This is a genomic window from Acinetobacter septicus (assembly GCF_019355975.1).
Taxonomy (GTDB): domain Bacteria; phylum Pseudomonadota; class Gammaproteobacteria; order Pseudomonadales; family Moraxellaceae; genus Acinetobacter; species Acinetobacter ursingii.
Map to the genome: position 1 here is coordinate 264,358 of NZ_CP079898.1, position 25,035 is coordinate 289,392.

General features: G+C 39.2%; 25 protein-coding genes, 1 pseudogene and 1 riboswitch. Of the genes and pseudogenes, 21 read left to right on the forward strand and 5 right to left on the reverse strand.

What is annotated here, in order from left to right; all coding sequences use genetic code 11:
• Positions 1-233: 233 nt before the first annotated feature.
• The 14 genes and pseudogenes from I6L31_RS18265 (at position 234) to pyrF (ending at position 10,813) form a co-directional block, all read left to right on the forward strand.
• The gene (locus tag I6L31_RS18265) at positions 234-587 is read left to right on the forward strand and encodes a type II secretion system protein GspI (protein ID WP_005003985.1); all 354 of its coding nucleotides are present in this window, start codon (positions 234-236) and stop codon (positions 585-587) included.
• A 239-nt stretch (positions 588-826) separates the two neighbouring features.
• Positions 827-1,567 carry a GspJ family type II secretion system protein gene (locus tag I6L31_RS01365; RefSeq protein WP_051070641.1) on the forward strand — a complete coding sequence of 247 codons (741 nt, stop codon included), beginning with the start codon at positions 827-829 and terminating at the stop codon, positions 1,565-1,567.
• 5 nt (positions 1,568-1,572) lie between these two features.
• On the forward strand, positions 1,573-2,538 hold the full coding sequence (gene gspK / locus I6L31_RS01370) for a type II secretion system minor pseudopilin GspK (RefSeq protein WP_005003990.1): 966 nt from the start codon (positions 1,573-1,575) through the stop codon (positions 2,536-2,538).
• 161 nt (positions 2,539-2,699) lie between these two features.
• On the forward strand, positions 2,700-3,296 hold the full coding sequence (locus I6L31_RS01375) for a 6-pyruvoyl trahydropterin synthase family protein (protein ID WP_005003992.1): 597 nt from the start codon (positions 2,700-2,702) through the stop codon (positions 3,294-3,296).
• A gap of 47 nt (positions 3,297-3,343) precedes the next feature.
• Positions 3,344-4,057: a uracil-DNA glycosylase gene (ung, locus tag I6L31_RS01380; protein ID WP_004997171.1), complete on the forward strand. Its 714-nt coding sequence runs from the start codon at positions 3,344-3,346 to the stop codon at positions 4,055-4,057.
• On the forward strand, positions 4,054-5,178 hold the full coding sequence (locus I6L31_RS01385; protein ID WP_004989425.1) for an enoyl-CoA hydratase/isomerase family protein: 1,125 nt from the start codon (positions 4,054-4,056) through the stop codon (positions 5,176-5,178). The genes ung and I6L31_RS01385 overlap by 4 nt, the downstream gene beginning before the upstream one ends.
• A 3-nt stretch (positions 5,179-5,181) precedes the next feature.
• Positions 5,182-5,703, forward strand: a complete 522-nt coding sequence (gene tadA / locus I6L31_RS01390; protein WP_035272063.1) for a tRNA adenosine(34) deaminase TadA — start codon at positions 5,182-5,184, stop codon at positions 5,701-5,703.
• Positions 5,704-5,815: 112 nt separating this feature from the next.
• Positions 5,816-6,253: an SRPBCC family protein gene (locus I6L31_RS01395; RefSeq protein ID WP_035272066.1), complete on the forward strand. Its 438-nt coding sequence runs from the start codon at positions 5,816-5,818 to the stop codon at positions 6,251-6,253.
• A 10-nt stretch (positions 6,254-6,263) separates the two neighbouring features.
• Positions 6,264-6,947, forward strand: coding sequence for a (d)CMP kinase (gene cmk, locus I6L31_RS01400; protein WP_004997193.1), 684 nt, complete (start codon positions 6,264-6,266; stop codon positions 6,945-6,947).
• A 113-nt stretch (positions 6,948-7,060) separates the two neighbouring features.
• The gene (gene rpsA, locus I6L31_RS01405; protein ID WP_004989421.1) at positions 7,061-8,734 is read left to right on the forward strand and encodes a 30S ribosomal protein S1; all 1,674 of its coding nucleotides are present in this window, start codon (positions 7,061-7,063) and stop codon (positions 8,732-8,734) included.
• Between the two features lie 157 nt (positions 8,735-8,891).
• Positions 8,892-9,197 (forward strand): integration host factor subunit beta, encoded by a 306-nt coding sequence (locus tag I6L31_RS01410; RefSeq protein ID WP_004989420.1) that lies wholly within the window; start codon positions 8,892-8,894, stop codon positions 9,195-9,197.
• A gap of 30 nt (positions 9,198-9,227) precedes the next feature.
• The gene (locus tag I6L31_RS01415) at positions 9,228-9,593 is read left to right on the forward strand and encodes a lipopolysaccharide assembly protein LapA domain-containing protein (RefSeq protein WP_004989418.1); all 366 of its coding nucleotides are present in this window, start codon (positions 9,228-9,230) and stop codon (positions 9,591-9,593) included.
• Between the two features lie 164 nt (positions 9,594-9,757).
• Positions 9,758-10,019 (forward strand): annotated as a pseudogene (locus tag I6L31_RS18270) (transcriptional regulator); the annotation flags it as partial.
• A gap of 110 nt (positions 10,020-10,129) precedes the next feature.
• The gene (pyrF, locus tag I6L31_RS01420) at positions 10,130-10,813 is read left to right on the forward strand and encodes an orotidine-5'-phosphate decarboxylase (protein ID WP_004997195.1); all 684 of its coding nucleotides are present in this window, start codon (positions 10,130-10,132) and stop codon (positions 10,811-10,813) included.
• Here pyrF and I6L31_RS01425 read toward each other — a convergent pair.
• Together I6L31_RS01425 and I6L31_RS01430 are read right to left on the reverse strand one after the other, a co-directional pair.
• Complete coding sequence (locus I6L31_RS01425; RefSeq protein WP_005003998.1) at positions 10,810-11,718, reverse strand: lysine exporter LysO family protein; 909 nt, start codon at positions 11,716-11,718, stop codon at positions 10,810-10,812. The two genes, pyrF and I6L31_RS01425, sit on opposite strands and share 4 nt — an antisense overlap.
• Positions 11,719-11,764: 46 nt before the next feature.
• Positions 11,765-13,285 (reverse strand): flavin-containing monooxygenase, encoded by a 1,521-nt coding sequence (locus I6L31_RS01430; RefSeq protein WP_005004000.1) that lies wholly within the window; start codon positions 13,283-13,285, stop codon positions 11,765-11,767.
• Between the two features lie 163 nt (positions 13,286-13,448).
• On the opposite strand from I6L31_RS01430, the gene I6L31_RS01435 reads away from it, so the two are divergent.
• From I6L31_RS01435 to I6L31_RS01450, 4 genes are all read left to right on the forward strand, one after another.
• Complete coding sequence (locus I6L31_RS01435) at positions 13,449-14,459, forward strand: helix-turn-helix transcriptional regulator (RefSeq protein WP_034697761.1); 1,011 nt, start codon at positions 13,449-13,451, stop codon at positions 14,457-14,459.
• A gap of 86 nt (positions 14,460-14,545) precedes the next feature.
• Positions 14,546-15,691, forward strand: a complete 1,146-nt coding sequence (gene zapE, locus I6L31_RS01440; protein ID WP_004989408.1) for a cell division protein ZapE — start codon at positions 14,546-14,548, stop codon at positions 15,689-15,691.
• Positions 15,692-16,074: 383 nt separating this feature from the next.
• A complete protein-coding gene (locus tag I6L31_RS01445; protein WP_005004002.1) occupies positions 16,075-18,240 on the forward strand; it encodes a malate synthase G in 2,166 nt (721 codons plus the stop codon).
• A gap of 99 nt (positions 18,241-18,339) precedes the next feature.
• Positions 18,340-18,999 carry an SOS response-associated peptidase gene (locus tag I6L31_RS01450; protein ID WP_004989402.1) on the forward strand — a complete coding sequence of 220 codons (660 nt, stop codon included), beginning with the start codon at positions 18,340-18,342 and terminating at the stop codon, positions 18,997-18,999.
• Here the strand turns inward: I6L31_RS01450 and I6L31_RS01455 are convergent.
• Positions 18,996-19,460: a MarR family winged helix-turn-helix transcriptional regulator gene (locus I6L31_RS01455; protein WP_004997357.1), complete on the reverse strand. Its 465-nt coding sequence runs from the start codon at positions 19,458-19,460 to the stop codon at positions 18,996-18,998. The two genes, I6L31_RS01450 and I6L31_RS01455, sit on opposite strands and share 4 nt — an antisense overlap.
• A gap of 488 nt (positions 19,461-19,948) precedes the next feature.
• On the opposite strand from I6L31_RS01455, the gene I6L31_RS01460 reads away from it, so the two are divergent.
• Together I6L31_RS01460 and I6L31_RS01465 are read left to right on the forward strand one after the other, a co-directional pair.
• Entirely contained in the window at positions 19,949-21,481 is a 1,533-nt protein-coding gene (locus tag I6L31_RS01460) for a TerC family protein (RefSeq protein ID WP_035272286.1), read from the forward strand.
• 125 nt (positions 21,482-21,606) lie between these two features.
• A riboswitch (glycine riboswitch) is annotated at positions 21,607-21,694 on the forward strand.
• A 144-nt stretch (positions 21,695-21,838) separates the two neighbouring features.
• Positions 21,839-23,083: a D-amino acid dehydrogenase gene (locus tag I6L31_RS01465; RefSeq protein ID WP_005004007.1), complete on the forward strand. Its 1,245-nt coding sequence runs from the start codon at positions 21,839-21,841 to the stop codon at positions 23,081-23,083.
• 52 nt (positions 23,084-23,135) lie between these two features.
• On the opposite strand, the gene I6L31_RS01470 is transcribed toward I6L31_RS01465, so the two are convergent.
• Positions 23,136-23,789, reverse strand: a complete 654-nt coding sequence (locus tag I6L31_RS01470; protein WP_005004009.1) for an A1S_1983 family putative colistin resistance protein — start codon at positions 23,787-23,789, stop codon at positions 23,136-23,138.
• 95 nt (positions 23,790-23,884) lie between these two features.
• Here I6L31_RS01470 and ispF point away from each other — a divergent pair, with 95 nt between their 5' ends.
• On the forward strand, positions 23,885-24,376 hold the full coding sequence (ispF, locus tag I6L31_RS01475) for a 2-C-methyl-D-erythritol 2,4-cyclodiphosphate synthase (protein ID WP_004989384.1): 492 nt from the start codon (positions 23,885-23,887) through the stop codon (positions 24,374-24,376).
• Here ispF and I6L31_RS01480 read toward each other — a convergent pair.
• The gene (locus I6L31_RS01480) at positions 24,364-24,888 is read right to left on the reverse strand and encodes a protein tyrosine phosphatase family protein (protein WP_005004011.1); all 525 of its coding nucleotides are present in this window, start codon (positions 24,886-24,888) and stop codon (positions 24,364-24,366) included. The genes ispF and I6L31_RS01480 overlap by 13 nt on opposite strands.
• Positions 24,889-25,035: the final 147 nt, after the last annotated feature.

The following is a 25,035-nucleotide window of genomic DNA, read 5'->3' on the forward strand; positions in this document are numbered from 1 at the left end:
GTGCTCATCCTCGCATTCGACGCATAGCTTCTTATTATTCTTGCGAAGCGCTGCCTTTTAGATCAAGCGTTACTCGATTTAAATCTTGTCACTCGAAGCAGAGCTTTTCGTCTTGCAGAGCGGCAAAACTATGTTTTGTTAGTCCTCGCCATTCGAAGCATAGCTTCTCATCTTGCGCTCGGACAAAGCTTCGCTTTGTTAATCCTTACTCAGGATTTACATTACTTGAAGTCATGGTGGCTTTGGCTATTTTTGCAATTGCAGCCGTTGCCGTGACAAAGGTGGGTATGCAATATACTCAGTCCACTGCAAATGCCATTTTAAGAACTAAAGGTCAGTTTGTTGCCATGAATGAAGCGGCTCAAATGGAAATTAATAAACAATGGTTGACTGGAACTGAGTCTAAGCAAATCACGTCTCAGGGTGAAACATGGCAAATTGATAAACGTTCTGAATCTACGATCAGCCCTAATGTGCAGCGCGTTGAGATACAAGTCAGTTTATTTAATACTGAACAAGGTAAGGTCGAATCTGGCATTACCAATGTTGTGTTTTTTAATTATCCTCAACAAGTCAAAACGCAATGAAAAATAAAAAAGATAATCAAGCCTGTAATGAACCCCTTTTTTCGAGACGTAAAATAATTACGCAATTTCAACCTTGCCAATTCACCTATGACTTTGTGTTTTGCGCGCATCATCGTACTCAAAGCACAGCTTCTCAGTCTTCTTGCGAAGCGTTGCTTCTCAGATCGAGCGTTGCTCGATTTAAACTTCGCCACTCGAAGCATAGCTTCTCACCTTGCGCTCATCTTCGCACTAAAAGCATAGCTTTTCGTCTTGCGGCAGGATCGAGCGTTGCTCGATTAAAACCTGCCTCAGGATTTACGTTGGTTGAGCTTTTAGTCGCGATTGCGATATTTGCAGTATTATCTGCATTAGGTTGGAAAGTTTTTGATTATCTCATCAAGACTAAAGATCGAAATGCTCAGCACGAAGAGCAACTTTTTATTTTACAAGACGCATATCAGCAAATTTTGCGAGATACTCTACAGATCATTCCACTTACGGCAAATATGAATGGGCAAATCCGTCCAGCATTATCACTGAATAATAACGTACTTCAGTTTAGCAAAGCTGGTGTGACTGATCCATTAGGGCAGGGGGTGTCGCCTTATGAGCGGATTGAGTATCGCTATGATGCTTCGCAGAAAGTAGTCTATCGCTTAAAATATTCAGATTTGAATCTACCCAATAGTGTACAGCCTCAATCCAGTATCCTATTGAAAAATGTGGAACAGTTTCAAATTAATGTATTGAATCCTCAAGCCTTGAATCAATGGCCTGATGTAAGTTTAGATTTTACCCAGACTCAAAATTTAAAACTTTTGCCCGCAGGTTTAAAAATTAATATCACCATTGCGGGAACTGAATATGAATGGATTTACAGTTTGCTGGATACTAAACCTATTGTTTTAAAGCAGCAACAAAATGATGCACCAAGCAACAATAATAATTCAACGAATAATACCAATCACAATTCCACTAATCAGACTGGACAGAATTAATCATCATGATGAGAAGCCGCATAAAGAATCAGCAAGGTATTGCATTGATTACAATTCTGGTGATGGTGGCGTTAGCAACAATTTTGGCCGCAACAATTGCAAAAAAACAAAGCAATACTGCTGAAAACACAGCCTATCTGATTCGACAAGATCAATCCTTGCTTTATGCCAAAAGTGCGGAAGCCTTCTTTTCAGAGCTTTTGGTGCAAGATGCTCAAGATAGTGCGCAAGTTGATCATTTAGGGGAGACATGGGCTAAGCCGATGTCTGCTTTTCCTGTGGAAGATGGTTATATTTCTGGAGAGTTGCAGGATGAATCTGGAAAATTCAATCTTAATAATTTGGTGAAGGCGGATGGAACACCTGATGAAAATGTTCAAAAATGGTTTGAAAAGTTATTAGTCAGAGTTGGGTTACCAGCAGAACTAAGTCAGGCTGTCATTGATTGGCAAGATCCAGATGATCAACCTACTGGCGCAATGGGGGCGGAAAGTTCGTATTATCAAGGCTTACAGCCACCTTATCTTGCACCCAATACCCAGTTTCATAGTATTGAAGAATTAAAAAGAGTACGCGGTTTTGAGGGTAAAAATTTTGATTTGATCAAACCTTATATTAGTGCTTTACCCACTACACAATCCACAAAAATCAATATTAATACGGCATCTGCTCTAGTTCTGGCAAGTATTGATGAAAAACTGGATCAACACGCGATTGAAGAGCAACTCAAGGCAAAATTTGCAAAAATGGAATATTTTAATAGTGTCAATGATCTCTGGTCATTAGATGCATTTAAAAATATCGATCCAGACAATAAACAACGGGTGATGTCTTTACTCGATGTTAAATCCAATTATTTTCAGGCACATATAGAGGTCATGTTGAGTGAACGTAAACGTCAGTTTAGGAGTAGCCTGATGCGTAAGGACAAACAGGTTTTTGTCTATTCAAGAAGCTTGGCGCCTTTTTAAAAGTATTAAAAAGTACGATCGCTCATCAGTGTTGAAAAATTGACCTAAAAATAAATGTTCTGATACTTTTTGACTATTGCTATTAACGTTAAAATTAATGTAAAGCTCCGACTTTTTCCTTTATAATTAGAATCCGTTGATCATTATTTTTAATTTGGCGCATGTTAATCCGAAAGTTATTTAAGTTTGAAAATGCTCATATTGTGCGAAATTGTACATCGGATCGTTGTAAACGTTCGATTCACGGTCATAGCTATAAAGTTGAGTTGATACTTAAAGCTTCCAAGCTTGATCATGGGCAAATGGTATACGACTTTGGTTTGCTCAAAGGGGTCATCAAAGAACTATTTGATAGTTTTGATCATGCGATTTGTTTTTGGCAAAATGATAGTGCTGAATATATTCAAGCTTGTAAAACATTTAGTGCACGTTGGGTGGCGTTACCTGTTTCACCTTCGGCAGAACAGTTTTCCCGTATCTTCTTTTATTTGGCGCAGCAAGTTTTAAAATCAACGGAAACCCAAAATGGTGAAGGAGATGTTGAGGTTTATTCTGTGATCGTGCATGAAACTGATACAGGCTATGCACAAAGCTTTTTGGAAGATATTCAAAATACACAAATGGGTGAACTGGGTCTGGAAAGTATTGAATTTTCAGAGCAAGTCAGATTAGAGTGGTCTGATCCAGAGATGTATGAACAATTAAAACAAGGCGCTAAATTTCAAAACCCAAAAGTTGAGTTACAAGTGACCATCTAGGTCAATAAAGAATATAAAAGGTAATCGATTGATTTCAGGATGGAATAATGCAATTAACTGAGCAACAGCAGGATAAACTGGGTAAGGTTCAGTTAGAACAAAGTTGGAAATATTCACTGGCAGACTTTTTGCTAAGTCCGCTGATGGATAACTTGCGTGATTTCTTGGTTCAGGAAAAGCAGGCGCAAAAACTGGTTTATCCGCCGAGTAAACAAATTTTTAATGCCCTGAATACCACGCCTTTAGATCAGGTGAAAGTCGTTATTTTGGGACAAGATCCTTATCATGGACCGAATCAGGCCAATGGATTAAGTTTTTCTGTACAACGTGGCATCACCTTACCACCCTCTTTACGCAATATTTTTCATGAATTACACACTGATTTGGGTGTGCCTATGTCAAATCATGGGGATTTGACCAAATGGGCCAATCAAGGCGTTTTGCTTCTCAATAGCGTACTGACTGTTGAAGCAGGACAACCGACCTCACATCAGAAACGTGGTTGGGAAGAGTTTACAGATCATGTTATCGATGTACTCAATGAACAGCGTGAACATGTGGTTTTTATTTTATGGGGTGCTTATGCACAACGTAAAGGACAACGTATCGATCGAAACAAACATCTGGTGCTGACCGCAGCACACCCATCGCCACTGGCAGCAAATCGTGGCGGTTTTTTTGGTTGTAAAGTCTTTTCCAAGACGAATAATTATTTGAAACAAAATGGCATTGAGCCTATAGATTGGCAGTTGGACGCATGACAAATTCTCCCGATGTAACCCGATATCACCCAGATCTTATTGTCGAAGAGGCAAAAAACGGCTGGCGCATTGTTCGCCTGAATCGCCCGAAGTCTTTGCATGCTTTAGATGAGTCGATTGCGACTGCACTATTGCGTGTCTTTGAGGATTTCCACAAGGATGATCAGGTGAAAGCCATTTGGTTAGATTCTACAACGCCAAAAGCATTTTGTGCGGGGGGAGACGTCCGTAAGCTTCGCCAATTGGTGATTAATAATGAAGTTGAAACTGCCAATCAGTTTTTTGAGCAGGAATACGCGCTAGACCTTTTACTTCATAACTATGCCAAACCTGTGATTGTGTGGGGTGAAGGTTATGTCATGGGCGGTGGTTTGGGCTTATTTATGGCTGCGCCATTTCGTTTGGTGACGCCATATTCACGTTTAGCAATGCCAGAAATTAATATTGGTTTGTATCCTGATGTCGGTGCAAGTCGTTTCCTTGCAGATCGTGGTCCTATAGGTTTATTTACAGGACTGACAGGTTCGATCATGACGGCAGCTGGTGCGTACAGCATTGGTTGGGCAACCCATATTTGCGATGCTCAACGTGATAATGTACTGAAAAAAGTCATCGATATCGACTGGAGTCATTATCCAGCAGGCGACTTTAGAGCAATTGATGATACGTTAAATAGTTTGCATCGACCTGTGGCAGCAGGGCCATTACAAAACTCTCTGGATGTCATTCATAGCGTTTGTCGTGGCGTCAGTTTTGAGCAGGATTATCAGGCGATTATTGGACTAAATGATGCGCGTAGTGACTGGTTACGTCAAGCCAGTGAAAATTTACAAAAGGGTTCACCAAGTACGGCAGCAATTACATGGCTTCTGTGGCAATGGGGCAAGCAGGTACATGCTTGGGATGAAGTGTTTAAGCTTGAAGCGCAAATTTCTGACTGGAAAATCCGCCATCCTGATTTTGTAGAGGGTGTTCGTGCACGTCTGGTTGATAAAGATTTATCGCCTGCATGGAAAGATACTCAAGATTTTAGCTTAAAAGGTATTTTGGGTGATCATCCACCTGTCACCAATATTGAAAGCTGGAATCAATTGCTCAAACATTATGGTGTTATCAACTAGCTTATGTCTGAGCCAATTTATTCTGATGAGTATTGGATGCAGCTTGCTTTTGAGCAGGCTGCATTGGCTGCATCAAAAGGAGAAATACCTGTTGGTGCGGTGATTGTGAGCCAAAATAAGGTAATTGGTACAGGTTATAATTCACCGATTTGTTTAAATGATCCTACAGCACATGCTGAGATTCGTGCGATTCGCATGGCTTGTGAATCGATTCAAAATTATCGCTTACCCGCTGATGCAACCTTGTATGTGACTTTAGAGCCTTGCACGATGTGTGTGGGTGCATTAATACATTCTCGTATTCATCGCGTAGTATTTGCAACCACAGAGCCAAAGGCAGGATCGTTGGTCAGTGCGCGCCAATTACTCGGCTCAGGTTATTATAATCATAAATTTATCGTTGAGCATGGTTGTATGCAACAACAATGCTCAGAGCAATTGAGCCTTTTTTTTAAGCAGCGAAGAGAGCAAAAGCGTTCCGAGCGTCTGCTTAATTTTAACGCTTTAAAAAGTGATGCAGAATAACCTCATATTCGCTGAACTGACAAAAAACATTCACGCAGCATCTCTTGATTCCTTTTGCATGTTTCGATAGTGTATTTTGACAATATAAATTGTCATTGCTATCTGGAGGGATGTGATGAATGCCATCACCATAAAAAAAGAATTTAATGCGCCGATAGATCAAGTATTTGATCTACTCTCAAAACATGCAACCTATAACCAAGCTTTTGCGCCAATCCAAGTGTTGAGAGTTAAGGACTCCGCAGATCCTGATCGCCCAGATGGTTTAGGGTCAGTACGTCGTATGGGGTTTGGGCCATTTAAGCCGTTAAAAGAACAAATCACTTTGTTGGAAGAAAATAAGCGTATCGAATACAAATTAATCGATAATCCATTGATCAAACATCATATTGGTCGAATCGATTTTCAGGAAATTTCGCCCAACAAAACTTTAGTGACCTATACCATTGAATTAACCGCAAAAATTCCATTTGTCAGCAAATTAATTCTTGCACAACTTAAAGCAGCGATTACACTAGGCTTTTCAAAATTAGCAAAATCGATCGCTTAGTGGGATTTTAATGACAGTTCATATTATTACAATCGATGGACCAAGTGGTTCTGGTAAAGGCACACTTGCTGCAAAACTTGCTCAACATTATGGTTTTCATTTACTTGACTCAGGTGCTTTATATCGATTGCTGGGGCTGTCATTACATCAAAAAAACTTACTCGATGCGTTAGATATACGTTTAGATGAATGTGTAGAAGTTGCGACCCATCTTAATATTAAATTTGAAACAAAAGATGAAGGAACTGCCATTATTTTAGATGGTGAGGATGTGACCCAAACGATTCGTACAGAACGCGTGGGGGAGTTTGCATCTCAGGTTGCGGCAGTTCCCGAACTTCGCAAAGCCTTATTTGATCGACAACGCGCTTTTATTCTGGCCCCAGGTCTGGTTGCAGATGGTCGTGATATGGCGACTTCCATTTTCCCAGAAGCCGAAGCCAAAATTTATCTGACCGCATCTGCTGAGTCGCGCGCAGAGCGTCGCGTAAAGCAGTTGCAGGGGATGGGGCTAGATGTTAAAATGAACGACATTTTGGCTAATATACAGTCGCGTGATCAGCGTGATATGCAACGAGCAGTTGCACCCTTGCGCCCAGCTGAAGACGCTTATCAGATTGATAGCTCAAATTTGACTATTGATCAAGTTTTTCAGTTAATGACCGATTACGTCGACCAACGTATAAAAGCCTAACCGATTTTTTAAATCAGTTAAAGCATAGCTTGATCAGTTTATTACGGACTATGTAGAGACTTAACTAAACCGGCCTTGTCTGATCCAAGACCGCTGACTTTATCAGGTATATCATGACCGAATCTTTTGCAGCCCTCTTTGAAGAAAGTGAATTAAACCTCAACGTTGAAAAGGGTGCAGTCATCCAAGGTGTTGTTGTTAGCATCGATAGTGACTGGGTAACTGTTGACACTGGCCTTAAATCTGAAGGCGTTGTTGATCGTGCTGAATTTTTAAATGAACAACGTGAACTTGAAGTTCAAGTTGGTGATACTGTTGACGTCGTTGTAGAAGCGCTTGACAACGGTATGGGTCAAACTGTTTTATCACGTGAAAAAGCAAAACGTGCTGAAACTTGGACTAAACTTGAAAAAATCTTTGAAGATGGCGAAATCGTTACTGGTGTTATTTCTGGTAAAGTTAAAGGCGGTTTCACTGTTGACATCGGTCCAGTTCGTGCGTTCCTACCAGGTTCACTTGTAGATACTCGTCCAATCCGTGACACAACTCACCTTGAAGGTAAAGAGTTAGAGTTCAAAGTGATCAAACTTGATGCTAAACGTAACAACGTTGTGGTATCTCGTCGTGCAGTTATGGAAGCTGAATCTTCTGCTGACCGTGAAGCACTTCTTGCTCAGCTTGAAGAAGGTCAAACTGTTACAGGTACAATTAAGAACCTTACTGATTACGGCGCATTCGTTGATCTTGGCGGTATCGATGGTCTTCTTCACATTACAGATATGGCTTGGAAACGTATCAAGCACCCATCTGAAGTGGTTGAAGTAGGTCAAGAAGTGACTGTTAAAGTCCTTAAATTTGATCGTGAGCGTAACCGTGTTTCTCTAGGTCTTAAACAACTTGGTGAAGATCCATGGTTAGCGATCATGAACCGTTATCCTAAAGGTTCTATCGTTAAAGCTCGTGTTACGAACTTAACTGACTACGGTTGTTTCGCTGAAATCGCTGAAGGCGTTGAAGGTCTTGTTCACGTTTCTGAAATGGATCACACCAACAAAAACATCCACCCATCTAAAGTTGTTCAGATTGGTGATGAAGTTGATGTTATGGTGCTTGAAGTTGATGAAGAACGTCGTCGTATCTCTCTTGGTATCAAACAAACTCGTGCTAACCCATGGGAAGAGTTTGCTAAGGCTCACGACAAAGGTGAAAAAGTTTCTGGTACGATCAAATCAATCACTGATTTCGGTATTTTCATCGGTTTACCTGGCGGTATCGACGGTCTAGTTCACTTGTCTGATATCTCTTGGAACGAACAAGGTGAAGATGCAATCCGTCGTTACAAGAAAGGTGACACTGTTGAAGCGGTTATCTTGTCTGTAGACGCTGAAGGCAACCGTATCAGCCTTGGTATCAAACAATTGAACAGCGATCCATTCAATGACTTCTTGGCAGCGAATGAACGTGGTGCATTGGTTAAAGGTACTGTAACTGCGGTTGACGCGAAAGGCGCAACTGTTAAGTTGGCTGACGAAGTTGAAGCAACTTTGAAAGCATCAGAAATCAACCGTGATCGCGTTGAAGATGCAACTAAGTTCCTAGAAGTTGGTCAAGAAGTTGAAGCGAAAATCATCAACGTTGACCGCAAGTCTCGCTCTATCAACTTGTCTATCAAAGCGAAAGACGAAGCTGAAGAGAAAGAAGCTGTTGCAAATCTTCGTACTGCAACGACTTCTCAAGAAAATGGTCCTAAGACCATTGGTGACTTGATCAAGGCACAAATGAAGTAAAACTTATATAAAAGTACGGTTAGTGTAACTAATTCGTACTTTTTATACGATTTACTGTAAACGGTAGCGTAGTATTAGTGTACTGCGCTACCGTTTTGTATTTAAACAGGTTATTATTAAAGTCATTGAAAATCAGTAAGAAATAAAGAGGTCATCAATGACGACTGAAGCACTTAACAAATCTGACTTAATTGAGCGTATTGCTTTAAAGAATCCTCACTTGGCAGAACCTTTAGTAGAAGAAGCGGTAAAGATCATGATCGATCAAATGATCGAGGCTTTATCAACAGATAATCGCATTGAAATTCGTGGTTTTGGTAGTTTTGCATTGCATCATCGTGATCCACGTGTAGGGCGTAATCCTAAAACGGGAAAATCAGTTGAAGTCGCAGCGAAGGCCGTTCCGCACTTTAAACCTGGAAAAGCACTTCGTGATGCGGTAAACGAAGTTGTGGCAAAATAACAATTAAGAATTAATAAAAATGAGGTGCTTATGCGTATTATCTTGATCGCATTACTCGTTGTTTTATTTGGTTATTCGCTTGCTCTGGTACTCCAAAATAGTACGGAGTTATCTGTGGATTTGTTGTTCACACAAATACCAGCAATGCGTTTGGGCTTATTACTTTTGATTACTTTGGCACTTGGAATTGTCATTGGACTTTTACTGGGTGTTTTAGTCTTTAAAGTCATTCAAAAAGGTTGGGAAATTAAACGACTGAGAAAGGATATTGAACATCTGCGTAAAGAGCAGATTCAAATGGCACAGGTTGCTGCTGCCCAAGTTGCGGCGAATACCAAGCATGAAAAGACAGTGGTAGAAGTTCAACCTGAGACTCAGAATCGAACTCCTTTATAAATTGTCTTATTTATAGATAAAAGTATGAGATATTGAAATAGAAAAACCCTTTATGACTTAAAGGGTTTTTTTATGGGAAACCTATAGCTCTCAAGGTGGCAGTCACTCTAACTGTGATCAGGATTACGGGTCCTCAGTTAGATATGAGATTCGCATTATCAGGTAGTTTACTAGCGAATTGTCCTACAAAATTAAGATGTGATTTATATCCTGACTACTCAGCCAAGTGAATCACGTTTGAGTCATCGGTACCCGATCGGAAGTATTGAACATATTATTATGAAAGGACACGCAAAAGTTGGGTTGAATGCTGAACCCATGATTTTAAATGACGAGGATTATATTTGTTAGGCTGCCGATCAAGAACATATACTTGAAGCACTTGATGATGATACACATGCCATCCTGATCTCTGAACAAAGATAGATCAGATGAATTTTGTGATTTGGCTTTTTTCATAAAAGCCATATTCCTGCTTTGTTGAATGCGTGAATCCATCTATAATTAGCCGAATTTAAAGCTGTGGAAATAAATTTGTGAGTATTATTGTTGCTTTGGACGCAAAGAGCCAATATGACGCTTTGAGCATTGCTGATCAGCTCGATCCATCACTTTGTCGGGTGAAAGTGGGTAAAGAGCTATTTACTCATGATGGTCCACAAACGGTCAGAATTTTACAGGATCGTGGCTTTGAGTTGTTTCTTGATCTTAAATTTCATGATATTCCGAATACGACGGCACAGGCAGTTTGTGCCGCGGCTAATTTAGGCGTATGGATGGTCAATGTTCACGCTTCAGGCGGGCGTAAAATGATGGAAACTTGCGTTGAGCGTTTAAAAGCAGGGAACTATCATACTCAATTGATCGCTGTTACGGTTCTCACTTCAATGGGAAGAGAAGATTTACGTGATATTGGTTTAGATATCGAGCCATTTGAACAAGTCAAACGTTTAGCTCAATTGACCAAAGACAGTGGTTTGGATGGCGTAGTATGTTCTGCGCAAGAAGCTAAGATGTTACGAGAGCAAATTGGTTCAGAATTTTCTTTGGTGACGCCTGGGATTCGCCCAGAAGGTTCAAGTGCCGATGATCAGAAACGGATTGTGACACCAAAGCAAGCGATGCTGGATGGCGCAACGCATTTGGTGATTGGTCGTCCGATTACCAAAGCTGAAAATCCAAATGAGATGCTCAAAAGTATTTGGGCGTCACTCAACTAAAGCATTAAAAAGAAACTAATGAGTAAGGGTGCAAGTAAACTTAATATGATCCCGCTCATCATGGCATGTGGTACATAATGTGTGCCGCATGACTGTTTGACCATTGCTAACGTGACATCCATTGATGTTGCGCCAGCGCTTGAAATTGCAGAGCGAGGAAAGCGCCAACCTAAGCAATACATCAATAGAATTGCAAAAATTTCTCTAAATAAATCAGTAAGTAAAGCAATGCCGCCTAATTCGGTTGAGTGCAATTTAGTAAATAAGATTCCTGACATCGAATACCAACCATAACCCTGAGATAAAGCGATCACTTCATTTAAGCTATAGCCAGTTAAAAGCATAAAACAGAAGAAAGCAGCAATCAGTGAACCAAATATCGCAGCCAAAGGTACAACCAGTATTTTCCAGCTGAGCCAAGTACGGTCAAAATGGGTGTAAGCAAGTTCAACACCGATAAAACCTATAAAAACTAAAAGCAAATACCAACTATTGAACAGCACATTGATCTGAAAATGATGAACTACAAAGCCTAAAGTGGCTCCAAAACCAAGTGCAATAAAGGCATAACTGATGTTTGTCAATGCATTCAAAAACAAATGCAAAGAAATTGTTCCCTGTACACTGTCTTTATCTAATAATTTATAAGCAATCAAACACACAAAAAATGAAGCAATGGAAGTCGATGCTGCAATTAAAAGAGCAGTCGGTAAAATCCGCTCAGGATGCTCTAAATGAGTTAAAGCTTGAGCAAATTCAAAAGCAACACTGATTAACAGTAAGTAAGAAAAGTAGGGGAGCGTTTTAAATATAAACTGGCGAAGTTTTTGCTTTAAATGAGGTGCAATAAAATAGCCTAAGCCAATTGCGATAAAAATTTGCACAATTAAAATAAGGGATTGCATAAAATAAGTAGGTTATATTTAACCTACTTATTATGATGATAAAAAATTATGCAGCAACCTGTTTTTTATCATTTGTTCTATTTTGTCCAAGAAAGACATAGTCAGAGGCATTCGCAGTTCGGGTTTCTAACCAATATTTCCATGTATAGGTTGGCCATAAAGCAAAGTTTTTACCATCCGCAGCCTGATACCAACTGACACATCCGCCAGACTGCCAGACGGTATCTTTTAATTGCTTTTGAATTTTAAGGTTAAATTGAGTTTGAACATCGGCTTTCACCTCAACCGCAAGTGTTTGAGTTTTATCCACCATCTCGATCAGTTGAAGAATATAGTTCACTTGAGATTCGATCATAAAAATAACGGAATTATGTCCAAGCACTGTATTTGGACCGAGAAGCTGAAATAAATTCGGGAAACCTGCTGTCGCTATTCCATAATAACTTTCTGGTCCATTTTTCCAAGCTTGTTTGAGTTCTTGGTGATTTTTCCCGAAACATTCAAAATGTTTCAGATAGATACGTGGATCTGTAATAAAACCTGTTCCATAAATTAGGCAGTCGATCTGTCTTTGCTTACCATCTTTGGTCACAATGGCATTTTCTGTAATTTCTTGAATTCCGTCGGTTATTAACTCGACATTTTTACGATTGAAAGTTGGAAAATATTTATTTGAAATCAAAATACGTTTACAACCCATTACAAAATCTGGGGTCAGTTTCCTCGCAAGTGCTTTATCTTTTACCTGAAATCGAATAAAAGCTTCTGCAAGTTTTTGTCCATATTTCATAATTTGTGGTTGGACAATAGGTATAACTCTCGATTCATTACTCCAGTATAATCTCGCACGATGCACTTGCCGATAAATATTTGATTTTTTAAATAATAATTTGCTTAAATGTGAATATTGACGCTCGTCTCTGGGAATCACCCACGCTGCTGTACGTTGAAATACATATAGTTGTTTAACTTGTTTGGCTATTTCAGGAATGTATTGAATTGCGCTGCCGCCTGTTCCGATAGAAGCAACATTTTTACCTGTTAGGTCGTAATGGTGATCCCATTCTGATGAGTGAAATACTTTGCCTTGAAAGTTTTCAATGCCTTTAATATGTGGGATTTGTGGAACATGTAAAGGGCCTGAAGCAAAAATCACAAATTGTGCTTCCAATGGGTCATGCTCTTTAAATGAGATGGTCCAGATACAACGCCCTTCATCATATTCTGCACGGGTAACTTCATACTCAAATTGACAATATTCCCTAAGTTGAAATTGCTCCGTAATATCCTGAATATATGAAAAAATTTCGCCCGCTTCGGCATAACGTTTAGACCAGTTGGTTTTGGGTGCAAACGAAAGTGAATACATGTGTGATTGGACATCGCAAGCCGCACCGGGATATTGATTTTCTCGCCAAGTTCCACCGACATCTTTGGCTTTTTCTAAAATTACAAAATCATGAATATTGTTTTGTAGAAGACGAATTGCCATTGCAAGTCCCCCAAAACCCGCACCGATAATCGCAACTTTTGTTTTTTGAATTGCATTGATTGAGGAATCTTGCATGATATTGATCCGATAATGAAATAATGATCTATTTATAATCAGTTTAATGAATTATCAGAGCCAGAAACATGATTAGATCGACATCAAAATTGATAGATTCGGCAATTAATTTTATTGCTGCTTTATAGTACAACACTACAGTAATCGAAAAATAGAACTGTGAATGAAGCGATCAATACTCGGACTCATGTATTTAATACAAGGAATGCGTAATTCTGGTATTGATGTCGATTCGCGTCTGGCAAATATTGGGATTCGGATAGATGCCCTCAATCCACATTCTATTATTCATGATAGTTTGGAATGGGATATCCAGCATATTATCAGTCAGGATGTTCCTTCTGAACAAGGCTTATATATTGGACAACATTACGCGCTGGCAGGTTATGGACCTTTACTAATGTTATTGGTCACTGCCGATAGCATTCGTCATGCCATTTATAAAGGTATTGAATATCAAAGTCTCACGCATTTGTTTGGACAACTCAGTCTGAGTGAACGAGATGGATATGCGTCATTAGTTTACGTACCCATCGATTTAAATACAGAAATGGGGCGCTTAAGAGCCCAGTGTGAAATATCGGGTACTTACAAATTTATTTTAGATATTTATAAAATGATGGGATTGGAGGCACCTGAAATTCGAGTGGATTTGCCATTCCCGCAGCCGCAAAATTTAAATATGCTAGCGCAGTATCAGCATTATTATGGCAATAATTTGCATTTTAATGCAGATCATGCGGTTTTTAGTTTGAATCAAGCGGTATTAGATGTAAAAATCCCATCTGCGGATATCATAACCCATCGCGTCTATGAAGCTAAATGTCTGGATGAGATCAAACGTTTAGATGATGAAGCAACACAGCAATCCGATCTGGTGCAGCGTGTGCATAACTATCTCGAATTACAACAGGGTGTAATTCCCACAATGGCGGAAACGGCGATTGCTCTTCAGATTCCTGAGCGAACTCTGCGGCATCAATTGCAACAACTGAATACGAGTTATAAGCAAATTCGTGAGCAGTTAATTAAAACTAAGGCATTAAAGCTTATGGAATATAAGGAATATTCAATCGAAGTCATTGCAGAATTACTGGGTTATTCGGAACCCGCTGCATTTAATCATGCATTTAAACGCTGGTTTGGACAAAGTCCAAGACAGTATGGAAAATAGCATCAAAGCTATAGTCCAAAGTTCTATTTTCACGCATCGAATCTTCGATATACTTTTTCTACAAATACTGAAAGCAAATAAAAGACATGGCAAACATTCATTCTCCTCATGGTACAGCGTTTACTCCTTTATCTCCTGCAGAGCGTTATGCACAAGCATTATCTTCAGGACAATTTATGCCTGATGAAGCTCAGGCACAGGCTGTACATGAATTAGAACGAGTTTGGCAGGATCTCATTAGTCGTTATAAAGCTTCAAAAAAAGCATTCCGCCGTTTCCGTCGCCAAACTGCGCCACGAGGCGTATATATGTGGGGGGGTGTAGGGCGTGGTAAAACATGGTTGATGGATCAATTTTATGATTCTGTTCCATTTCGCCGTAAGACACGCATGCATTTTCATCATTTTATGCAGCATGTACATCGTGAGCTAAATCGTTTGTCTGGTCAGCGTAATCCATTAGATTTGGTCGCGGATCAAATCTATAAAGATGCTGTGGTGATTTGCTTTGATGAATTTTTTGTATCCAATGTCACGGATGCCATGATTTTAAGCGATTTGTTCCAAAAATTGTTTGCACGTGGTATTACCCTCATTGCAACTTCAAATATTGCCCCAGATGGCTTATACAAAAACGGCATTCATCGAGATCGTTTCTTACCTGCAATTGAACAGGTGAAAAAGAATTGTGTGGTTTTAAATGTAGATGCAGGTGTCGATTATCGTTTACGTGTACTTAAGCAAGCACAACTGTTTAAGTATCCTCTTTCTGATGATGCTAAAATCTGGATGGCACAGCGTTTTAAAGCTATTACCCAAACACAGGGTTATTCGGATGAACCGATCACCATTAATCACCGTGTTGTAGAAACGTTAGGTCATACGGAAGATGTACTTTGGTGTGAGTTTTCGGAGCTTTGCTTCAAACCGCGCAGTCCAGCAGATTTTATTGAAATTGCAAACTTATATAATACGGTTTTGGTGAGTAATGTACCGCATTTAACCGATAGTTTATCTGAAGGTGTGCGTCGTTTTATTTATCTGGTAGATGAGTTTTATGATCGTGGCGTCAAATTGCTTCTGACTTCTCAGGATTCCATCATTGATTTATATCAAGGTGAGAAATTGGCTTTTGAAATTGAACGTACTCGTTCTCGCTTGCTAGAAATGCAATCTGATGAGTATTTGCATTCTGAACACAGACAGATTCATCAAGCCGCTGAAAACAGCTAAGCTTTAAAATAATGGATACTCAAGGCGTTCAAATTGAACGCCTTTTTCTTTGCATCTAAATCGTTATAAAAGAATGTACAAATTTCTTTGAGCCAATGCTTTCAATGCCATATTTTTTTGTTATAACTATGGTTCATTATGAAAAAGGAGTCGATTAGACTGATCTGAACTTAAGTCTAATTTCGGCATTTTAAAAATTTTATACACTGTAATTGGGTATGCGAATTGCTGAAATGAAAGTTTTACCTCGCTAAATAAGAACCAACAAGATGGTTTGTTTTTGAAATGCTTGTTATTTAGCAGCGTGATATTACTATTCAGCAAAGTATAAATCGGTATACTTGAAACTCTTGTTATAAAAAGTAGCAACATCAGGAAAGACAATGACGGCACGTATTCAAAAAGGCAAGTTAGCGATTGCTAAAGAACTTTACGACTTTATCGAAAATGAAGCTCTACCAGTTTCAGGTTTGGACAGTGAAACTTACTGGAAGAACTTTGAGCAAGTCGTTGTTGATCTTAGTCCAAAAAACACGGCGCTTTTGGCAAAGCGTGATGAGTTACAGGCTAAAATTGACGAGTGGCACCGTAATAACAAATTTGAATTAGAAGCTTACAAAGCTTTCCTTACAGAAATTGGCTACTTATTACCAGAAGTAGAAGATTTCCAGATCACCACTGAAAATGTAGATGAAGAAATTGCTTTACTTGCAGGCGCACAATTGGTCGTACCTGTACGTAATGCACGTTATAGCCTTAATGCTGCTAATGCACGCTGGGGTTCTTTATACGATGCACTTTATGGTTTCGATGTGATTCCAGAAACGGATGGTGCTGAAAAAGGCAAGGGCTATAACCCAGTGCGTGGCGAAAAGGTAATTGCTTTTGCTAAAAATTTCCTTGATCAAACATTCGCTTTAGCACAAGGCTCACATGCCGATGCAACTCACTATGCGATTGAAAATAAAGCACTCGTAGTGACCTTAAAAGATGGCTCACAAACCAAGCTTAAGCAAGAATCAGCATTTGTTGGTTATAACGGCGAAGAAGCAGCACCGACCGAAGTGGTCTTACTCAACAATGGTTTGCATGTCATTATTGAAATCGATGCCAACAGCCCAATTGGTAAAACAGATGCTGCTGGGGTCAAAGATTTAGTTCTTGAAGCTGCAGTTACCACTATTCAGGATTTGGAAGATTCAGTTGCAGCTGTAGATGCAGAAGAAAAAGTTGAAGGTTACCGTAACTGGTTAGGTCTGATGAAAGGTGATCTAACAGAGTCTATCGAGAAAAACGGTAAAACCGTTACACGTAAACTCAGCGAAGATCGTGTTATTAAGAATCTGATTGGCGGTACAACGACGTTGCATGGTCGTTCATTGATGCTTCTTCGTAATGTTGGGCATTTGATGACGAATCCAGCGATTTTAGTCGATGGCAAAGAAATCTATGAAGGCATCATGGATGCTTTAGTAACGCCTTTGCTTACGATTCCAGATATTCGTGGCAACAATACATTGAAGAACTCGCGTAAAAGTTCTATGTATATCGTTAAGCCAAAAATGCATGGTCCAGAAGAAGTTGCATTTACGGTTGAATTGTTTGAGCGCGTAGAACAAGCATTAGGCTTGCCTGCTAAATCACTTAAAGTCGGTATTATGGATGAAGAGCGCCGTACTTCTGTAAACTTGAAAAACTGTATTGCTCAGGCGAAAGATCGTACCATCTTCATTAATACTGGTTTTATGGATCGTACAGGTGACGAAATCCATACCTTTATGGAAGCGGGTGCATTTGTTCGTAAAGGCGAAATCAAAGGACAAAAATGGTTCCCTGCTTACGAGAACCGTAATGTTATGATTGGGTTGCAAACAGGTTTACGTGGAAAAGCGCAAATTGGTAAAGGTATGTGGCCAAAACCAGATATGCTGTTAGACATGTATAAAACCAAAATTGAGCATCCAGAAGCAGGCGCAAGCTGTGCTTGGGTTCCGTCTCCATCTGGCGCGGTGATTCATGCGATTCATTATCATCAATGTAATGTATCTGAACGCCAAAAAGAGTTACTCAATACTCAAGCTTTACCACTTGATGATTTGCTTACTCCACCGTTGGCTGAAAATACCAACTGGACAGCTGATGAAATTACCAAAGAACTTGAAAACAACTGTCAAGGTATCTTAGGTTATGTGGTTCGTTGGGTTGATTTAGGTGTTGGTTGTTCTAAAGTTCCAGACATCAATGATGTGGGCTTGATGGAAGACCGCGCGACATTACGTATTTCTTCACAACACGTTGCGAACTGGTTACGTCACGGTATTGTGACCAAAGAGCAAGTTGAAGAAGTTCTAGAGCGTATGGCGAAAGTGGTGGATGGTCAAAATGCTAATGATCCAGAATACACGCCAATGGCGCCTAAATTTGTTAATGATATTGCCTTTAAAGCAGCTTCTGACTTGATTTTCAAAGGTGCTGAGCAACCTTCAGGTTATACAGAGCCTTTACTACATGCAGCTCGTTTAAAATTGAAAGGTTATACAGGTGATTAATTTAATCACTTGTTGATAAAAAAGTCCCTTCGGGGACTTTTTTATTGAAAAATAGAAAATCAGCATCATTTAAATAGAGGGTAATCAAGATTTATTAAAATGTGCGCAAATTTTAAGCCTTTAACTTATAGTCAACTTCAAGCATTGAATTTACCTCCAATTCCTTTTGAATATTTGGATGAAGTTTATCCTGCTTATACGACACCGTTATTATTTAAATCTGAATTGGGTTTGGAATGGCGAGATGTGATGTTTGGTTTAGTACCTAAATGGGCGACTGATTTATCTTCTGCAAAAAAAACCTACAATGCGCGTAGTGAAACCTTATTACAGCGTTCAAGCTTCTTTGAAGCCGCGGCTAAGTGTAACTTTGGTGTTATCCCTGTCACTGAGTTCTATGAAGCTAAATACATTGATGGGAAACCACAACGTTGGTGTGTGCGTCGTAAAGATGGTGAAGCTTTCTTTATTGCAGCAATTTATGAAATTTGTCGATTAGATGGTGATATTATTCGTTCGGCTGCCATGATTACAATGGACGCCATAGATCACCCGATGATGAAAGAATTTCATGAACCAGGAGATGTCAAACGATCGGTAATCGTCATTCCTCATGAACGTTTGCATGAATGGCTTGATTTAAAAACACCTGACATACAAAGTTTTATAGAGGGTTTTCCTGTTGATGAGTTTGAATGTATGCATGTGCCACGTCAAACTGCTACGAAAATATCACCACAATTAAACTTTTTTGATTAATGTGACAGATTTTTATAAATCTGTTTTAAGTTTTCAATGGTTTTTTCCAGTTGAAGAGGAGTCAAGCCATCAAAAGACTGTTCTAGCACGACACTGGTAATATCGTTAATTTTATAAATCATTTCCTTGCCTTTTTCAGTGAGTTCAACGCGAGTAATTCGCGCATCTTCAGGGCAACAAAAGGTATTGACTAGCCCTTCATCTTTTAGGCGGTAAACGATTTTCGTGGTCGTAGACATTTTTGAAATGATCATCTCAGATAAATCTGAAACACTGGCTTTGGGTTTTGAATTCAATGCTAATAAAATACGCCGACGAGAATTATCCAAACCGTATTTTTTTAGGACATTATCAATGTTTAGGACATAACGTGCATGGACTTGTGTAATCCAGTAATATGGAAATTCGTTAAAGTCATAAGACTCTGCGGTTGGTAAAAACCTCGTGTATTTTTTACTCATTTCATAATTCCCAAGTTGGTGAATGTGTAATTATTGTTGCTATACCGTATTGTTCTAAAGTCGTTGTGTTAGCAGAATAATCATAATATTTTGTGATGTGTTTGGCAATATTTTTTGAATTTGTATATTTATTCCGGTGGAAATGCAGTGCTCAAAAGCACAATATGATAATTTATAGCAGTCATTATCCAGTTGTAAAGTATCAATATTTTGGATAAATTTGAGTGTTTCACTTTTTTATTTGATTGTGTGCGGCAATTGTTAAAATTATTCGATAAATTAACTTTTTTGATTAAAGTTTGTGAGATATTTTTATAAAACTTAATTTAAGCTTAAAAAATTTACTCAATATACAAAAAAATAATTACAAGTAGAAAAAGTTATGCATAATAAAACCATCTTAATTGAAAAGGGTATCCGTGAATGGATCCATCGCCGTGTAGGTTGTTTGTATTGATTTGTTCTCAAGTATTTGAGGTGATCTAATGATGGAATTTTTATTAGATCCTGGTATTTGGGTAGGGTTGCTGACCCTGATTGCATTAGAAATTGTTCTAGGAATTGATAATCTGGTTTTTATCGCTATTTTGGCCGATAAACTTCCTCCTGAACAGCGTGATAAAGCACGTGTTATTGGTTTATCGTTGGCGCTTATTATGCGTTTGGCGCTTCTTTCTGTTATTTCATGGTTGGTTACACTCACAAAACCTTTGATTGACGTTGCGGGAATGACATTCTCTGGTCGAGATTTAATTCTGCTATTGGGTGGTTTATTTCTTGTTTATAAAGCGGTGACTGAACTTCATGAAAAGATGGAGGGCAAACCTGAAATCAAAACGAATTCTTCAGTTGCCTATGCAAGTTTCTGGGCAGTGGTTGCACAGATTATTGTACTCGATGCTGTATTCTCGCTAGACTCAGTTATTACTGCCATTGGGATGGTGGATAATATTTATGTCATGATGACTGCTGTGACTGTTGCGGTGATTGTGATGCTCATCGCATCTAAACCTTTAACAGCCTTTGTAAATCGACATCCAACCGTTGTCATTTTATGTCTGAGTTTCTTGCTTTTAATTGGTGTCAGCTTGATCGCTGAGGGAATGGGTTTCCATATTCCAAAAGGTTACATCTACTCAGGTATTGGCGTTGCCATTCTGATCGAAGCCTTTAATCAGTTTTCACAGCGCAATGTCGAAAAAAATCAGTCCAAGATTCCATTACGTTATCGAACTGCCAATGCCATTTTCAAAATGATGGGTGAAAAAGATCGAATTGCGGCTGTGGATGAAAACTCGGAATCGCAAACATTATTTGTAAATGATGAACGATATATGATTGGCGGTGTACTGACCCTTGCCGAACGAACTGTGGCATCGATCATGACTCCTCGTTCTCAGATCTCTTGGGTCAATATTGATGATGATCCTGAACTTATCCGTCAGCAGATTTTGTCTGTTCCGCATAGTTTGTTTCCCGTATGTCGCGGCAGTTTGGATAAAGTGATTACGGTTGCTCGTGCTAAGGATTTAATTGATGCGCTGGATCATCCAGATCATGTCAAAGTTTTATTAAAGCGACAGCGTCCAATCTTTATCTTTGAACGTATGAAAGTGATTGATGCGATTAATACCTTACGTGCTTCCAAAGGATCACTGGTTTTAGTGAGTGATGAGTTTGGTACAGTACAAGGCCTGATCTCGCCACTAGATGTATTTGAAGCAATCGCGGGTGAATTTCCAGATGCCGATGAACAGCCAGAATTGGTGAAAATCGATGATCGTACATGGCAAGCAACTGGGCTTTTGGATTTGTATCAGCTTGAACTTGAACTGGGGATGATCGAACTCATGCCAGAAGATGGTGAATATATCAGCGTTTCGGGCTTAATCATGGATAAAGCAGCTTCACCGATTCAGATTGGTACCACGATTGATCATGAAGGCATTCGTTTTGAAGTATTGGAAATGGATGAAAATAGAATCAAGACGATCAAGATTACCTATCCGGTCGACGATTAAGCTTTTTCAACCTATTTGATTCCCAGAAACCTCATTAGTTTTAGGCTGATGAGGTTTTTTTATTCGAGCTACAAAATAAAGTTGGACTTTTAAAAACTGGCATGTACATTGCTTTTATAACAATATGAATTATTGCAGGAGAGATGTTCCTGTGAACACGCCGAAGGAGCAACGACCCCGGAAACTCTCAGGCAAAAGGACTGTAATAATCGACATCAATCTGGAGAGAAGTATTTAAAAATACTCACCGAAGGGGATGGTTAAAATAATTAATAGGAATTATTGAAAACCGAAGCTCTCAGGTACATAGACAGATGGGGCATTTTTTGAGATGAGTTTCATTTCAAGGAGTTGTATATGTCTCATGTAATTGTGGTTGGTTCTGGAATCACGGGTGTCACGTCTGCTTATGAGTTGGCTTTATTGGGCTATGATGTCACCGTGATCGATCGGCATTTATTTCCTGCCATGGAAACGTCTTTTGCCAATGGTGGTCAATTATCCGCATGTAATGCTGAAGTTTGGAATCAAAAATCTACCGTGCTGAAGGGTATGAAATGGATGTCAAAAAAAGATGCACCATTATTGCTCAATCCGTCTTTTGATGTTCATAAATATAGCTGGTTATTTGAATTTTTAGCCAGTATTAAACACTATGAAACCAATACACTCGAAACGGTAAGACTAGCTTTGCTGGCTCGTAAACGTCTGTTTGAAATTGCTGAAAAGGAACAAGTCGATTTCAATCTGGAAAAGCGTGGAATTTTACATATTTACCATAGCGAAGCAGATTACAACATTGCCAAAAATGTCAATGATATGCTTTGTAAGGGAACATTGGCACGACATGCGGTGAGTCCAGAGGAAATTAAGCAAATTGAGCCTACACTCTCAGGTGATTACTATGGCGGTTATTACACGCCAGACGATGCGACAGGTGATATCCATAAATTTACTGTAGGATTGGCTGAAAAAACCAAAAAATACGGCGTGAAATATCGCTTTGGGCTAGATGTACAGCAAGTGCAACTTTCGGATCAAAAAGTGATTGTGTCTTGCCAGCCAAGCACAGAAAACATGCTTGAACCTAAAGATCAACCTATTCGCCTAGAAGCTGATGCAATTTTGATTTGTGGAGGCGTGGGGAGTTATCAACTGGCAGATATGCTGGGTGATCGAGTGAATGTTTATCCTGTGAAAGGCTATTCCATTACGATACATTTAAATGATCAAAAAAGTATTCAAAATGCGCCTTGGGTTAGTCTGCTTGATGAAAGTGCCAAAATTGTGACTTCACGCTTAGGTGAGGATCGTTTCCGTGTCGCAGGAACGGCAGAATTTAATGGTTATAACCGTGATATTCGTGCAGATCGTATTCAGCCCTTGATTAATTGGGTCAATGCCAACTTTGACATATCTACAGAACATGCTGTTCCTTGGGCAGGTTTACGCCCGATGATGCCGAATATGATGCCTGTCATTAAACAAGGAAAGCATCCACGAGTATTTTATAATACAGGACATGGGCATTTGGGTTGGACACTTTCAGCAGCAACAGCGGCTATTATTAGTCAGGAAATCGCGATGAAATTATCTGCCTGACGCTATAAAATTAAAGCTTAAAAATAAAATGAGGGGAGATCAACCCTCATTTTTAATCATAAAGACGATAGATACCGCTGAACCGTTCGCAACCTTTCTGGTCAGTTTTTACCACTAAAATACTTTTCTGAAAATTAAAATTGTATTTACAATCATGCTCATTATCAAAAATTTGCTCTTTTTTATCTGGTGTCGTATACGCCAAAAAAGAAATTGTCTGGCTATCATTACTGTTATTGGGATTGCGATACGCCATGCCTTCAATTTTAATTTTGTCTTTGCCTAGTTGATGAACTTGTAAATGAATTGCTGGTTGGGCAATTTTGCCATGTTCAAACTTTAAAAAATGCTGGGTTAAACTTTGATTTAAAGAGGTATAAAAGTTGAGATCATCATCGCGTAGTGCAAATTGTTGATCAATACAGTGTTGAGATTTACATTGTTGTAAACGATTGAACCAAAGTGAATGCGTGTCGTACAACAGTTTAATAGGCGCATCTGAAACTAGATAAGCGATTAGAAATTTATTATTGAGCTCATGTCGTGTCTCATGAAAATTTTCAGCGCAGATTTTCTTGCTCACAAATGACGCTTTATGATTGTCACAATCAAATTGATCTGTTGCATAGGCTGAGGAAAAGCAAAAACTGATCGTGAGTGCACAAACTACGTTTTTTAAAGGAAATCTATCTGTACGAGACGTCATGATCGCTTATACTTCCATTTCAGTGGCTAGACGTACTATAGCGAAACCAAAAGCCAGAATACAAGTTGTGTGATTTGTTTTATAAAGGAAAATAAATGATATTACCAATTCGCATCGGTCAGGGTCTGGATGTGCATGCTTTTGAAGATGGAGACCATGTGACTTTAGCAGGCGTGAAAATTCCACATACCCATGGTTTAAAGGCACATTCCGATGGTGATGTGGTATTACATGCTTTATCGGATGCATTATTAGGGGCTTTAGCACTTGGCGATATTGGCCAGCATTTTCCCGATACTGATCCAGATTTTAAAGGTGCAGATAGTCGTGTCTTGTTAAAACATGTCTATCAGCTCATTTTAGATCGTGGCTATGTTTTAAATAATGCAGATATTACCGTAGCGTGTGAGCGTCCAAAACTTGCAAAGTATAATCTGGAAATGCGTCAGAGTATTGCAGATGTGTTGGAGCTAGATATTACTCAAATCAGCATCAAAGCAACCACGACAGAAAAGCTTGGCTTTACAGGCCGCCAAGAGGGAATCCTCTCAACGGCCACCGTTTTAATCACCCATCAAGTAAATTGATTTGGATCGATCAAAGATTGTTGTAAATCTTGAGTTGCCATACGACCTTGAAGTTGTAGGGCAACACTATGCATCAGTCCCGTCCACGTTTCATTCGGTTCCCAAATTTGATGCAATAGCTCTTGTGCAGAGCCGATATCCATTCCCATGAAATATTGGCGGTACAGTGCCATTAAGCAACTGACACGATAATTTTTTGCGCAATGTATCCAGACGATCTCGTTTGTAACCAAATGGTCGATTAAATCCAGAACCAATAGGCACTGATCTGCTGCTGGCATTTCCCATAAAATAGGTAAATGAATATAGTTTAATCCTAGTTCCAGACAGATTCGGTCTTCCTGATCAAGGTGTGGTTCGGCATCATTCAATGCAAGATTGATGACCGTGCTACAGCCATATTCTTTAATATGATGTAACTGCTCGGCTGTCGGTTGTCCTGAACTCAGTAGATGTTCATGGACTGGAGAAAAGTTCGGAATTTGGGATAAAGATTGTTCTAAAGTGGTCATAGAAATACTGATATATCGTTAGAATATAATAAGGTGTTCGTTTCAGCCAAAACTGAATGTTAACCGCATCATCATATTAGCTTTAAATTCCCTATAAAATCTACTGGATTGTTGATCAGAAAATATGATCATTGATCAGTAAACATT

Bases quoted from the DNA above. Each gene is read 5' to 3' on its own strand.
- I6L31_RS18265 (WP_005003985.1), top strand. From the start codon at position 234: ATGGTGGCTTTGGCTATTTTTGCAATTGCAGCCGTTGCCGTGACAAAG.
- cmk (WP_004997193.1), top strand. From the start codon at position 6,264: ATGACAGTTCATATTATTACAATCGATGGACCAAGTGGTTCTGGTAAA.
- I6L31_RS01430 (WP_005004000.1), bottom strand. From the start codon at position 13,285: ATGCAAGATTCCTCAATCAATGCAATTCAAAAAACAAAAGTTGCGATT.
- I6L31_RS01415 (WP_004989418.1), top strand. From the start codon at position 9,228: ATGCGTATTATCTTGATCGCATTACTCGTTGTTTTATTTGGTTATTCG.
- I6L31_RS01385 (WP_004989425.1), top strand. From the start codon at position 4,054: ATGACAAATTCTCCCGATGTAACCCGATATCACCCAGATCTTATTGTC.
- gspK (WP_005003990.1), top strand. From the start codon at position 1,573: ATGATGAGAAGCCGCATAAAGAATCAGCAAGGTATTGCATTGATTACA.
- I6L31_RS01425 (WP_005003998.1), bottom strand. From the start codon at position 11,718: ATGCAATCCCTTATTTTAATTGTGCAAATTTTTATCGCAATTGGCTTA.
- tadA (WP_035272063.1), top strand. From the start codon at position 5,182: ATGTCTGAGCCAATTTATTCTGATGAGTATTGGATGCAGCTTGCTTTT.
- rpsA (WP_004989421.1), top strand. From the start codon at position 7,061: ATGACCGAATCTTTTGCAGCCCTCTTTGAAGAAAGTGAATTAAACCTC.
- I6L31_RS01480 (WP_005004011.1), bottom strand. From the start codon at position 24,888: ATGACCACTTTAGAACAATCTTTATCCCAAATTCCGAACTTTTCTCCA.
- I6L31_RS01460 (WP_035272286.1), top strand. From the start codon at position 19,949: ATGGAATTTTTATTAGATCCTGGTATTTGGGTAGGGTTGCTGACCCTG.
- I6L31_RS01410 (WP_004989420.1), top strand. From the start codon at position 8,892: ATGACGACTGAAGCACTTAACAAATCTGACTTAATTGAGCGTATTGCT.
- I6L31_RS01455 (WP_004997357.1), bottom strand. From the start codon at position 19,460: ATGAGTAAAAAATACACGAGGTTTTTACCAACCGCAGAGTCTTATGAC.
- zapE (WP_004989408.1), top strand. From the start codon at position 14,546: ATGGCAAACATTCATTCTCCTCATGGTACAGCGTTTACTCCTTTATCT.
- ispF (WP_004989384.1), top strand. From the start codon at position 23,885: ATGATATTACCAATTCGCATCGGTCAGGGTCTGGATGTGCATGCTTTT.
- I6L31_RS01445 (WP_005004002.1), top strand. From the start codon at position 16,075: ATGACGGCACGTATTCAAAAAGGCAAGTTAGCGATTGCTAAAGAACTT.
- I6L31_RS01435 (WP_034697761.1), top strand. From the start codon at position 13,449: ATGAAGCGATCAATACTCGGACTCATGTATTTAATACAAGGAATGCGT.
- I6L31_RS01450 (WP_004989402.1), top strand. From the start codon at position 18,340: ATGTGCGCAAATTTTAAGCCTTTAACTTATAGTCAACTTCAAGCATTG.
- I6L31_RS01375 (WP_005003992.1), top strand. From the start codon at position 2,700: ATGTTAATCCGAAAGTTATTTAAGTTTGAAAATGCTCATATTGTGCGA.
- I6L31_RS01465 (WP_005004007.1), top strand. From the start codon at position 21,839: ATGTCTCATGTAATTGTGGTTGGTTCTGGAATCACGGGTGTCACGTCT.
- ung (WP_004997171.1), top strand. From the start codon at position 3,344: ATGCAATTAACTGAGCAACAGCAGGATAAACTGGGTAAGGTTCAGTTA.
- I6L31_RS01470 (WP_005004009.1), bottom strand. From the start codon at position 23,789: ATGACGTCTCGTACAGATAGATTTCCTTTAAAAAACGTAGTTTGTGCA.